At 69.0% G+C, this 12,550-nt stretch carries 7 protein-coding genes; 5 read left to right on the plus strand and 2 right to left on the minus strand.

The features are described 5' to 3' along the window. Positions 1–21: 21 nt before the first annotated feature. Positions 22–2,178 (plus strand): thioredoxin domain-containing protein, encoded by a 2,157-nt coding sequence (locus BJEO58_RS05825; protein ID WP_101588529.1) that lies wholly within the window; start codon positions 22–24, stop codon positions 2,176–2,178. 85 nt (positions 2,179–2,263) lie between these two features. Continuing rightward, positions 2,264–2,752 (plus strand): thioredoxin, encoded by a 489-nt coding sequence (trxA, locus tag BJEO58_RS05830; protein ID WP_101588531.1) that lies wholly within the window; start codon positions 2,264–2,266, stop codon positions 2,750–2,752. Positions 2,753–2,863: 111 nt separating this feature from the next. Here the strand turns inward: trxA and BJEO58_RS05835 are convergent, their stop codons facing one another. Then, positions 2,864–4,402, minus strand: coding sequence for a M18 family aminopeptidase (locus tag BJEO58_RS05835; protein WP_101588533.1), 1,539 nt, complete (start codon positions 4,400–4,402; stop codon positions 2,864–2,866). Between the two features lie 336 nt (positions 4,403–4,738). Between BJEO58_RS05835 and BJEO58_RS05840 the strand changes: the two genes are divergently transcribed. The 3 genes from BJEO58_RS05840 (at position 4,739) to BJEO58_RS05850 (ending at position 10,272) form a co-directional block, all read left to right on the plus strand. Continuing rightward, positions 4,739–7,048 carry an HNH endonuclease signature motif containing protein gene (locus tag BJEO58_RS05840; RefSeq protein ID WP_144573791.1) on the plus strand — a complete coding sequence of 770 codons (2,310 nt, stop codon included), beginning with the start codon at positions 4,739–4,741 and terminating at the stop codon, positions 7,046–7,048. A gap of 288 nt (positions 7,049–7,336) precedes the next feature. After that, positions 7,337–8,695 (plus strand): MFS transporter, encoded by a 1,359-nt coding sequence (locus BJEO58_RS05845; RefSeq protein ID WP_101588534.1) that lies wholly within the window; start codon positions 7,337–7,339, stop codon positions 8,693–8,695. A gap of 119 nt (positions 8,696–8,814) precedes the next feature. Next, complete coding sequence (locus BJEO58_RS05850; RefSeq protein WP_180951843.1) at positions 8,815–10,272, plus strand: DUF1684 domain-containing protein; 1,458 nt, start codon at positions 8,815–8,817, stop codon at positions 10,270–10,272. A 290-nt stretch (positions 10,273–10,562) separates the two neighbouring features. Here BJEO58_RS05850 and BJEO58_RS05855 read toward each other — a convergent pair whose 3' ends face one another. Continuing rightward, the gene (locus BJEO58_RS05855; RefSeq protein WP_101588537.1) at positions 10,563–12,542 is read right to left on the minus strand and encodes a M13 family metallopeptidase; all 1,980 of its coding nucleotides are present in this window, start codon (positions 12,540–12,542) and stop codon (positions 10,563–10,565) included. Positions 12,543–12,550: the final 8 nt, after the last annotated feature.

A 12,550-nucleotide genomic window follows, 5' to 3' on the forward strand; every position in this document is an offset into this window, starting at 1 on the left:
GTCGAGTGAGACGGTGGAGATATGACGAATCTGCTCTCCTCGTCCACCAGTCCGTACCTGCGTGCGCATGCGGACAATCCTGTCGAGTGGCGCCCGTGGGGCAGGGCCGCGTTCGACGAGGCCCGTGACCGGGACGTCCCGGTGCTGGTGAGCATCGGCTACTCGACGTGTCACTGGTGCCACGTCATGGCGGCGGAGTCGTTCTCGGATCCGGAGGTCGGGCGACTGCTGGGCGAATCCGTGGTGGCGATCAAACTGGACCGCGAGGAGCTGCCCGCCGTCGATGCCTTCTATATGGACGCGCTGCTGGCGATGCGGGGGCAGGGCGGCTGGCCGCTCAATGTCTTCACGACGCCGGATGCACGGCCGTTCTTCGCCGGCACCTACTTCCCGTCGGAGCCCAGCGGCGGGATGCCCGGCTTCCGTCAGGTCGTCACGACGATCGCCCGGACATGGGCGAACGATCGGGAGCGGGCGGAGTCGATCGCGAGCCAGCTCGCCGCGTCGCTGGTCCGCCTGCCGGATCTGTCGAGGGGGCTCCCTGCCGGCGGGCCCGTCCCGGAGGTCGACGACGATTCGCTCACGGCCGCCGCAGAGAACCTCCTCTCTGCCGAGGATCAGCGCTGGGGCGGATTCGGCTCATCGCCGAAGTTCCCGCCGACGCTGAGTCTCATCCAGCTGCTCCGGCGCCATGACCGCTCCTACGCGCCCGAGGTCCCCGCAGGTCCCGAGCTCGCGGCAGTCCGCCGCACCTTCGCTGGGATCTCATCTGGAGGGATGCGGGACCAGGTCGACGGCGGCATCGCGCGCTACAGCGTCGACGCGCGGTGGCACATCCCGCACTTCGAGAAGATGCTCTTCGACAATGCCCTGTACCTCAGGGCCGCCACCCGCTGGTACGCCACAGAACGAGGCCGAGGCGACTCTTCCCGGTACACGGCGCTGGCCGCGCGCGAGGTCCACGACACCGCCCGCTTCCTCCTGGACCGACTCGAGCTGCCAGGCGGTGGCTTCGCCTCCGGACTCGACGCCGATTCGGCTGACGATGACGGGAACCGGACGGAGGGCGCGTACTACCTGGAGGCGGGGGGCGCCGTCCCGGAACCGTTCGTCGCACTGGGGCCCGTCGACGCCGCCGCGCCCGGTCGGCCCTTCGCCGTCGGCTTCCCGGCGATCGCGGACTGGGTGCACGGTGGGGAGGAGCCCGGGAGCGGTGGGTCTGCGGCGGACATTGCTGGCGCGGATTCTGCTGGCGCGGAATCTGCTGGCGGCGAGACGGTTGGCGCGGATCCTGCTATCGCGGACACTGCTGGCGCGGAATCGGCCGAGGCCGGTTCTGCTGGTGCCGATCCTGCCGATCCTGCCGGTCCTGCCTGTGCCGACTCTGCTGCGGATGCTGTGACGGGCGGTGCAGACGCACCGTGGGCAACGGCCGCTGCACGTGAGGCTCGGCAGCGCGTGGCCGAGCGGCGGGCCGGTCGTGCGCTTCCGAACCGGGACGAGAAGCTCGTGACGGAGTGGAACGGCCTCGCGATCGTCGCGCTCATGGAGGCCGGCCGAGTCTTCGAGGTCGACGAGTGGATGGCTGCTGCGACGCGTGCCTTCGAGGTGCTGTCGGCGGCGAACCAGGGCGATTCGCCGCTGCGCAGCAGCACGGAGGGCGAAGGCGGTCCGGGGGCAGCGGGGCTCTCCGATGCGGCGCAGACGGCGGTCGCCGCCCACGCGGTCGGTGAGGACGAGGCGTTCGCGACGGCGCTGAGCGACGCGCTGGGCTTCGTCGTCTTCCCGCAGCAGGATCGCGAGGACGACGGGAACCCGGCGGGAGCCTCGGCAGCGGTGGGAGAACAGCCGGCCGTACGATCCGGCGGCCGGTGGGAGGGCGCCAGCCTCCTGGACGCCCATGGCGACGGGATCGTGCCGGCGAGGGGCTCGGATCCCCTGGACGGCTCGGCGCCCTCGGGCCGTTCGGCGCTGATCGAGGCGCTGAGGCTGGCGGTGGGCGACAGTCACGCAGACTCGGTCCCCCGCATCTTGGGACCTGACGGCCGCGAGGTGAGTGCGGACGAGCTCACAGATCTGCGCCGCCGACTCCTCGCGTCGACGCTGCCGGCGCTGCAGCAGGCGACGCGGGCGCTCGGCTGGCTGCTGGCAGAGGCGGAGCTCGACGCGGCGCAATGACGCTGGTGAGTCGGTGATCCCGGTCAGCGATGCGGGTGAGGGGTGCCTTCACTGCGTGTTGAGCCGTATCAGATAGCGTGTTCGGATGAGCACAACCACGGTCACATCGGACAACCTGCAGTCGACCGTTGGGGACAACGACATCGTCATCCTCGACTTCTGGGCGGACTGGTGCGGTCCCTGCCGCAATTTCGCCCCCGTGTACGAAGAGGCATCCGCGAAGCACGAGGACATCGTGTTCGGGAAGGTCGACACGGAAGCCGAACAGCAGCTTGCGGGCGCGTTCGGGATCACCTCCATCCCCACACTCATGGTCTTCCGCGAGGGCGTGGGCGTCTTCAGCCAGGCAGGGGCACTCGCCGCGCCGCAGCTGGAGGAGCTCATCGAGGGCGTGCGGAACCTCGACATGGAGGACGTGCACAAGCAGGTCGAGGAGCAGAAGGCGAAGATGGCCGAGGAAGAGGCCAACGGTGTGGTTGCCGGCGAGGAGGCCGCAGGCCAGGACTCCGGCAGCCAGGAGCAGGAGCAGCCGCGTTCCGCCGGCGCACCGGGGACCTCGCCCACGGACTTCTGAGGTTCCAGACTGCTGAGACTCGAGACCGCTGAGGTTCCAGGCCTCTGCGGATCCTGAATCCTGACGCCTTCACCGGGTGTTCGCATCGCCCGGTGAAGGCGTCTCGTCTATTCAGCCGGCGAAGTATGCCGCCAGGGCTGCACGCAGGTCCGCGAGATCGGACACCGCGCACATCTCGCGCGCCGAATGCATCGACCACAGTGCCGGCCCCACATCGACGGTGGTCATCCCCAGTCGGGTCGCGGTCAGGGGGCCGATCGTCGATCCGCACGGGATCGTGTTGTGCGAGACGAACTCCTGGAACCCCACCCCCGCGGCGCGGCACGCGCGCGCCCACACCGCGGTGCCGACAGCGTCGGTGGAATAGCGCTGCTGCGCATTGATCTTGAGCAGCGGTCCGCCGCCCAGCCTCGGGCGGTTGACCGGGTCGTGGTGACCCGGATAGTTCGGGTGCACTGCGTGGCCCGCGTCGGAGGAGACGCAGACAGAGGCGGACAGCGCCTGCAGGTGGTCATCGCGCTCGCCTCCCAGCCCTGTGGTGACCCGTTCGAGGACGACGTCGAGGAAGGGACCGCTGGCGCCGGACCGCGTCTCCGATCCCACCTCCTCATGGTCGAACGCGGCGAGCACGGCGATGCCCGAGAGCTCTGCGGGGTCGACGTCCTCGAGTGCGCTCGTCCCCGCCCACACGGACGCGAGGTTGTCCAGGCGCGGGGATGCCAGGAACTCGCTGTGCGCCCCGAAGGCGGCCGGCTCCTGCACGGGGAACGTGAGGACGTCGTAGCCGTCGACGTCGGCCAGGTCGACCCCTGCGGAGTCCGCGAGGAGGCCCAGCACGTGCGAACCTGCCGCGTCGGGATCGCCGAGGTCCCCCGCCTCCACCATGTCGGCCAGACCGATCACCGGCTGGGTGTGACGCTGCCGGTCGAGGGCGAGTCCGTCGTTGGCCTTCCGGTCCAGGTGGATCGCGAGCTGGGGGATGCGGGCGATCGGGGCCGTCTGCGCGAGGACGGTCGTGCCGTCGCGCAGCACCAGGCGCCCTGCGAAGCACAGCTCTCGGTCGAGCCATGAGTTGAGCAGCGGCCCACCGTAGATCTCCACCCCGGCCTGGAGTGCGCCCTCCGCCACGAAGTCCGGCTGGGGCTTGAGCTTGAAGCCCGGAGAGTCGGTGTGCGCACCGACGACGTGGAACGGGAATGAGGCTGGAGTGCTCTGAGCGGTTGGGGCGCTCTGGGTGGTTCGGGCGCTCTGAGTGGTTGGGGCGCTCTGGGTGGGTGGGGGCGGAGTCGGGACCGTTGCCGACGCTGCGGCCGTGGCCGTGCCGGTGGCCGTGGCGGGCACGGCGAAGGCGATGACTGCGCCGTCACGGACCACGACGTACCTGCCGCCTGGTTCCAGAGCCCACCGGTCCTCTTCGTCGAGTTCTTCGAACCCGCCGTCCACAAGGCGCTCTCGCACCGCGTATGCCGCGTGGTACGACGACGGGGAGTCCATGACGAACGACGACAGGTCCGCAGCGAGAGCGGCGTCGACGGCCGATCCGGTGCGGTGGGGTCCAGGCTCCGTCGCCGCACGGCCGCGCCCTGCCGGCCGGAGTGCGGGGTCGTCCTGTGGTCCGGGGATGCGTCCGTGCGGAGTCGTATCGGTCATGCAGCCAGCCTATGCGGTGACCGGAAGAGAAGGCGGTGGAACAGAGGGCTGGGTGGGTGAGACGGAGGGTGAGAGCTCGCGGGGTCGCTCTGTGACCTGGAGTGCGCACGGGCTCATCAGCGCATTCGGCGGCATCGTGTCCGGGACCGAGCGGAAGTGCTCTGCGGGATGATCAAACCGAACACAGATCGAATAAAGACTAGAACAAGAGCGTGATATCGAATAGACTGTTCGATATACACGTAGTACTGATGTCTCGTGATCACCTGCTGGAGGTGCGTGATCACGAGGAGCGGTCCCGTGTAGCCGGGGCGGTCCAGCGAAGGGGGTGGCGGCGTGGGTGCGGACAGGGAGCGCAGTGACGGGGTTGAGGAGCCGCGGTTCCGCAGTCCCTTCTCGGACGTGGACCGGGAGCTGCTCGAAGCCCGTGCGCCGCATCTCGTCGAGTTCCTCGACAGGGCCTCCGACGTGCGCGATGCATCGGCCGACCATCGAGCGCTGGGTGCGCAGGAGGCGCTCGCTGCGATTCGCGCACTCGAAGTGGCGCGCCGGCTCGTGGAGGCGGTGAGCACCGACATGCTCGCCCACTACCAGCGGATCGGCGACTCCTCCGCGTACGGCTACCGGACGACGGCCAGTCTGCTCGCGGGGGAGTTCCGGATCACGCCAGGTGAGGCGCGGCGGCGCACCCGCCTCAGCGAACACCTCGTCGGCAGAGTCTCCGCGGTCGGCGAAGCGCAGGAAGCCGTGCGTCCGGCTATTGCAGAGGAGTTCTCGGACGGGCGGATCTCTGCGGATGAGGCGAAGGCGCTCTGCGACGCGGTCGACGACCTTCCGCCCACGATCCGGGCGACGTACGCGGACACGGTCGAGAAGACACTGGTGGAATTGGCCCCGACTGTGTCACTCAAGGACTTTCCCAAGCTCAGCCAGCGGATCATCCAGAACATCGACCCTGACGGGAAGCTGCCGCGGTTCGAAACGGAGCCGCAGAAGTACCACGTCACCCTGACGCAGCAGCGCAACGGCGACTGGAGGCTGAAGGGGCTTCTGGACTGTCCGACCGGAACGACCCTGCGTGCACTCCTCTACGGCCGGATGAAGGACGCGGACGTTCCGGTGGCGGTCCGTCCGAATGCGGCGTGCAATGCGGCCACTGCGGGCGGTGAAGAGACGGTCGGCTGGGCTTCTCCCGGCGCCGACTGCAGTGATCCGAGTGACGCGGGGATCGATGATCTGAGTGGCGCGGGCAGGTCGGCGGCCGATGACGCAGACGACTCTTCGGTCGCTTCGGCGTCGGATGGTGAGAGCGCGGGGGACGCTACTGGGTCGGACGGTGAGGGCGCGGGGGAATCACACGGACGTGTCGGTTCCGACCATGGCGTGCCCCAGATCCCGCTCGAAGCGATGTGGGAAGACACCCGGATCAGTGTCCGTGCGGACGCGACGATCGAACTGGACGGCAGGGTCAGGACGTTTGTGGAGGACGAGCCCCATATCTGTCTCAACGAGGCGGGCTGGCCCGTGCATATGAACGAAAGGGTCTCGACGGAGGTGCAGAGGCTCCTCCACGAAGCGAGAGCGTCGGAAGCCGGTGTCGCGTCCAGCGTGATCTGGGAGAAGGTGCTCGGACGGGTGCCCACGACCAGGCGCGGCACCGCCGGTGGAGTCTCCCGGCACGTCGGCCCACCCTCATCCAGCGGGCAGTCTGGTTCGAGCGGAACACCTGACTGCAGTCGACCGCCTGGTTCGAGCGGGCAGCCTGACTGCAGTCGACCACCTGGTGCGACTGGGCCACCTGACGACAGCGGACCGCCTGACGACACCGCGCCACCTGATTCGAGCGCGCCACCTGGTGCGACTGGGCCGTCGGAGTCCAGCGGGCTGTCTGGTTCCACTGGTCCGAATGGTTCTGCGGAAGCCGCGCCACCGGATTCCGGCTCACCTCCTCGGAACGATTCCGGCGTCGAGGAGCCGCCGCAGACCCCGCTCACCGCTGACGGAGTGTTCGAGGACGGCACGCGAAGCGGGCTTCGGATCAGTGCCTCGCAGGGCGGGATGCCTGGTCTCGCCCGGCACGACAGGTTCGCGTTCCTGCTGCGCAGCGTCGCGCGTGAGCGCGTCCTCCACGGCGCTGACCACGCCCTGGTCGTCACCGCGCGGGCGGAAGACCTCGTGCGACCCGGTGCGCTGCTCACCACGCATGCCGGAGCGCCGGCCACTCTAGGAGGGCTCGAGGCGTGGTCGAACGCGGCGCAGATGTTCCTCCACGTCACTGACGGAGGCGGCAGGTCCCTCGAGGTGAGGTCCCACGGACGTTTCGCCACCCGCACGCAGATGGCAGTGCTCGCTGCCCGCGACCAGGGCTGCACCTTCCCCGACTGCGACGCACCCGCCGAATGGTGCGAAGCCCACCACATCATCGCGTACGCGAGCGGAGGGGAGACGGAGATCGACAATCTGACACTCGTCTGCCCGTTCCACCATCGATGGTTCGAGCGGACCGGGTGGGAGTCGCTCTTCCTCCGCGGATTCCCCGCGTGGAGACCGCCGAAGCCGATCGATCCACGCCAGCGCCCCGTGTTCCACTCGCGGTTCCGCGTGGCTCTGCTCGGGCTGCCGCCCACACTGCCGTTCAGCTCATGACAGTGACTCGCTCGGGTTCGCCATCGGTGCTGGGTCACGGCTCGCCATCGATGACACGCCCCACCTGCGCTGACACATCCCGCCAGCTGCTTCACGGTGAGTGGATGCCGGCGCCTCCGCACGATGACCACGACGAACCGACGGAATGCACCGCGCACCGCAGCATCTGGGCGACCCTCTGCAGTTGATTCTGGGCGACTCCTCTGCATCGGATGGTGACGGGTATGACCACCGGGAAGGCCTCCTCTGCCGGGTGTTTCGGCTCCGAGGCGACTATCCTTGACTGTCGTGTTCGCTTCTCTGATCCGCCTCCTCGGCTGGGGCTACCTCCCCATCGCCGTCGTCGCGAAACTTCCCTTCGCGATGTCAGTCGTCGCTGTCATGACAGCGGTGTCTGCGCTGCGCGGTTCCTACGGGGAAGCAGGCATCACAGCCGCGCTGGTGGGGCTCGGCACAGCGATCTCCGGCCCCCTCATGGGAGCCGCGGCCGACCGCTGGGGGCAGCGCCCCATCCTCCTCATCCTCGGCGTCGCCAACGCAGCCGCGCTGCTGGGTCTCGCATGGGCGCTGGTCGGCGAAGCCGCGTCGTCGGTCATCTTCACCATGGGCATCCTCATCGGACTCACAGCGCCCCAAGCGTCGTCGATGGTCCGGTCCCGCTGGCTGCTTGCCATCGACGCCGACGTACCGGCGGCCTCTCGCAGCCGCTCCACCTCGGCGGTCCTGTCCTATGAGTCCATGACCGACGAGCTCATGTTCGTCTTCGGCCCCGTGATCGTCGGTGTCTCTGCCGTGGCGTGGGGCACCGTCTCTCCCGTGGTGGGAGCGGCACTCCTCACCGTCGTCGGGATCATCGGCTTCGCCCTCCACCGCTCCGCCGACTATGCGCAGGGCCGCACCGGCAAGCGCGCTGCGCCCCAGGCCGCCGCTCAGACCTCCACTGCATCAGAAGCCTCCACTGCATCGGAGGCCGCCACCGAAGCGCCCTCGGGCCAATCCGCAGATGCCGAACCAGCCGCCGTCTCACCCCACGCATCCCGGACGCCGGATCCCGTCTCGATGCTCTTCCGCGCCGCGGTGCTCCTGCCCGTAGGAGGGATGACCTGCATCGGCCTGTTCTTCGGATCCACCCTCACCAGCCTCACCGCGTTCATGGAGACATTGGACAACGCCGACGCCACCGGTATCCTCTACGGGGTCATGGGGATCGGCTCCGCAGTGTGTGCGCTGTCAGTCGTCCTCCTCCCGGAGGCGTTCCGACTGCGAACGCGCTGGCTCGTCTTCTCGACCCTGGCACTGGCGGGCTGCCTCCTCTACACGCAGGCCGAGACGCTCACCGTCTTCGTCATCGCCCTGCTCATCATGGGGGCGGGTATCGGGCCAAGCCTCGTCACCCTCTTCGCGATCGCCTCCGACCAGTCACCGATCGGCCGCCTCACGACCGTCATGGCGATGATGAGCACCGGCGTGGTCGTCGGCCAGTCCGCGGCCTCGGCGCTCAGCGGAACAGTCCTGGATGGTGCCGGCCTCGCCGCCGGTCTGTGGGGGCCGGCGCTGTCGGGCGCGCTGCTCGTCGTGCTGGGCGCGGCGTTCCAGCTGGTCTCTCGACCCGGGCCGCGTCTACGGTCAGCGGTCAGCGCTTCGTAAGCGTGTGATCATTGAAGTGTCCTAGTATGGCCACGGATGCCGCCGAGCCGCAGCATTGGGCGATGCCGCCGGCCGACCGACGGCCTCCGAGCGTACGCACCCGACGATCCGAGGAACCCTTGGAACAGTTCACCTCAGAATGGCAAGCGTGGCATGACGACCGCCTTGCCGCTCTCGCCACCCCGTTCGGCTTCCTCAGCGTCACCGGTCTCCACTGGCTGCAGCAGGGTGAGAACAGCTGGGAGGGATCCCCCGGAAGCTTCGACCTGGACGGCGACACGATCCGCTTCCGGATCGGCACTGGCCGCAGTGCCGGCCCCACCCGTGCCGCGCTGGAAGCCGAAGGTGCGCAGGATGCCGTCGGAGCCCCAGAGGCGTCGACGGACGGTTCCGGAGGCGGGGGCGACTCGCAGGCGAACGGTGCCCCGAGCACGACGCTGGGGACGGATAGATGCGGAACACCGTGGATCCGGCTTGCGACGGATGCAGCGCTTGCCTGGTTGGTGGCCGACCACATCGCGTACGAAGCGATCAACCGGGACGGACGGATCGGCATCCGCGTGCGCGACTCGAAGTCCGCCCTCCTGTCGAACTTCGTGGACATCCCCGCTTTCCCGCTCAAGCAATCCGCAGTGGTGCCCGGGGTGTTCGTGCCCTACCAGGAGCCTCGCATCCGCCGCATCGCGACCGCGCTGCCGGGGCTCGAGATGGACCAGCAGACACTCGGCACCCTCACCTTCGAGTTCGGAGGCGCCACCCACACGCTCACGGCCACCGGCAGCCTGCAGACCGGTCTCACGGTCGACTTCCATGACCGCACGAACGGCGACACCACCCCTATGTGGCGCACGCTGAGCGTCGGCCTGCCGGATCCGGACGGGGTCGTGACCCTCGATTTCAACCGCACAGTCGTCTATCCGTTCGCCTTCATGCCATGGGCCACCTGCCCTGCACCGGTTCGCGAGAACATCCTCTCCGTCGCCGTGCGGGCGGGGGAGCAGTCGCCCACACGCACGATCTCCGAGGCCGGCGTGAGCCATCCGGTGGGGATCGTCGCGATGTCCGGAGGGTTCCCCCTGCCCGAGGTCCTCGAATGGCTCGAGGATTCCGGCACCGAACTGTTCCGCCACCGCGTCCGTCGCAGCACGAACGTCCCGGGACCCATGGCGGCCTCCGCGTTCATCGTCTTCGGCATGAAGGACACCGAAGGGCACGCGGACGAGGATTCGATCGCGGCCGTCCGCGAGTTCGCCGACGACGCGCTCGCCGTGGGGACTCCGATCATCGGGATCGGGACCTCCGGGGCAGAGGTCGTGTTCGGGGCGGCGCGGGACCTGGTGGGATCGACCGGTCAGCCGCCGTCCTTCGAGTCCACCGCGATGCCCGTAGTGGTGAGCGCCGACGTCGCGGAGGACCGCATGCTGCGCGGCTGCGTCACGATGTGCCCGGAGGCAGACATGGGCATCATCGACATCGAGGCGCTCGCCGCAGAGATCGGCGACGACACGGATACCCGCCGCCGGGTGTGGACCGACCTCATCGACCGTTTCACCCGGCTCGTCGTCACCCGCGCCTGAGCAGACGGCAGAGCCGGGCCAGCGCAGGCCGCGCTGGCGCAGGCCGGGCCAGCGCGGGCCGGGCCAGCGCAGGCTGGGCGGCCAGTGCCCGGCGGCCAGTGCCCGGCGGCCAGTGCCCGGCGGCCAGTGCCCGGCAGGCAGCGCCCGGCAGGCAGCGCCCGGCCGACAGTGCCCCGGCACGGAACAGCCGCCTCCGGCGGGCCGTGAGGCCTGCCCGAGGCGGCTGTGTCGTTCCACCGGGTCACCCGCTTCATCGGGCGATGCGCCGGATCATCCGTCGCGTGGTGGTGTCACCAGATGGAGACCCGCTCCTCGGGCGCCATCCACATGCGGTCACCCTCCTGGGTGCCGTACACCTGGGCGAAGGCGTCCATGTTCTTGACGATCTGATTGCAGCGGAACTCCTCCGGAGAATGGGGGTCGATCGTGAGGCGGCGGCGACGCTCTTCATCCCGCATCGAAGTCCGCCATGCGCGGGCCCATGCCTCGAAGAACGAGCGACCGTCCTCGTCGGTCACCTCCACGCCGCGCTCAGCGGCCCGCAGGTGGAGAGCCTTCCACGCGATCGACAGACCACCCAGGTCACCGATGTTCTCGCCGATCGTCAGCGCGCCGTTCACGGTGTCGTCCTCGTCCATGCCGCGGGGCACGAGCACGTCGAACTGGGCGATGAGGGAGCCGGTCTGCTCCTCGAACCGCGCCCGGTCCTCCTCGGTCCACCAGTCGCTGAGCGTTCCGTGCCCGTCGTAGCGCGACCCCTGGTCGTCGAATCCGTGGCCGATCTCGTGCCCGATGACCGCGCCGATCGCCCCCAGGTTCTGGGCGTCGGACGCCTCCGGATCGAAGAACGGCGGCTGCAGGATCGCCGCGGGGAACACGATCTCGTTCATGACCGGGTGGAAGTACGCGTTGACCGTCTGCGGGGTCATGAGCCATTCGGTGCGATCGATGGTCTGGCCGATCCGCTTCACCTGGCGCTCGTGCTCCGCCTCGGTCGCGCGGCGCACGTTGCCCACCAGATCGTCGGCCCGGACCTCGGCGGTGTACTCCCGCCACACGTCCGGGTAGCCGACCTTCGGGGTGAACAGTCCGAGCTTCTCGAGTGCGCGCTCCTTCGTCGCCTCTCCCATCCAGTCGAGCGTGCGGATCGATGAGTCGTACGCCCGGATGAGCGCGTCGACCAGCTCGCCGATCGCGGCCTTGGACGACGGCGGGAACTCCTGAGCGACGTAGATCCGGCCCACTGCTTCTCCCAGCAGCGATTCCACGAGGCTCACGCCCCGCTTCCACCGCTCACGCAGCTGCGGAGTGCCGGACAGGGAGCGACCGTAGAAGTCGAAGTTCGCCTCCACGACCTCGCTGTGCAGGTACGCGGCGAACGAATGGGCGGTGCCCAGCATGGCCCATGCCTTGAGGTCGTCCAGCGACGCCTCCGCCCACACGGTGCCCAGTCCCTCGAGGAAGCTGGGCTCGCCCACGATCACGTGGGGTGCGTCGGCTGCGCCGACCTCTGTGAGCCACCCGCGGACGTCGAAGCCCTCGGCCAGCTGCGCGGCCTCATCGACCGTCATGCGGTTGTACGTCTTCTGCGCATCGCGGGTCTCCACGACGTCCCAGTGGTCCTTCGCGAACTTCGTCTCGAGGTCGAGCACCGCCTGCGCGATATCAGCGGCATCCCGGCCGGTGCGTTCATCGATCCCGGTGAGACCCGCCATGCGGGCGAGATGCGCGACGTAGAGCTCACGGACCTCTGCGTGCTGGTCCTCCCGATAGTAGGACTCGTCGGGCAGGCCGATCCCGTCCTGATGGACGTAGAGGACGTAGTGCTCCGGATCCTTCGCATCCGCGGACACGTACGCGGCGAGTGCTCCCGGGCTGCCCGAGCGCTCCAGGCGTCCGAGCACACGCACGAGCTCGTCGTGGTCCCCCGCCGCCTCCAGCGCCGCGAAGTCGCCCTCCAGCGGCTGGACGCCCAGCTCCTCGACCCGGTCCTCGTCCATGAACGAGGCGAAGAGGTCTGCGACCTTCCGCGCCTCCTCCGCGGCGGCGTCCGACCCGGCGTTCTCGGCGGCGTGGGTGATGATGTCCCGGACCTTCTCCTCGGCGATGTCGAAGAGGCCACGGATGACACCGTCGGCGGACCGGTCGTCGGGGATGGTGTGCGACGCGATCCACTCACCGTTGACGTGGAGGTAGAGGTCGTCCTGCGGGCGGATGTCCGTGGGGATCTGGGGGGCGTCAGCGGACGCGGTGCTCTGCTCGGTGGTCATACCCCCAC

The sequence above is a fragment of the Brevibacterium jeotgali genome, from assembly GCF_900169175.1.
GTDB lineage: Bacteria > Actinomycetota > Actinomycetes > Actinomycetales > Brevibacteriaceae > Brevibacterium > Brevibacterium jeotgali.

Excerpts from the sequence above, each read along its gene's own strand:
- BJEO58_RS05855 (WP_101588537.1), bottom strand. The coding sequence starts at position 12,542 with ATGACCACCGAGCAGAGCACCGCGTCCGCTGACGCCCCCCAGATCCCC.
- BJEO58_RS05825 (WP_101588529.1), top strand. The coding sequence starts at position 22 with ATGACGAATCTGCTCTCCTCGTCCACCAGTCCGTACCTGCGTGCGCAT.
- trxA (WP_101588531.1), top strand. The coding sequence starts at position 2,264 with ATGAGCACAACCACGGTCACATCGGACAACCTGCAGTCGACCGTTGGG.
- BJEO58_RS05835 (WP_101588533.1), bottom strand. The coding sequence starts at position 4,402 with ATGACCGATACGACTCCGCACGGACGCATCCCCGGACCACAGGACGAC.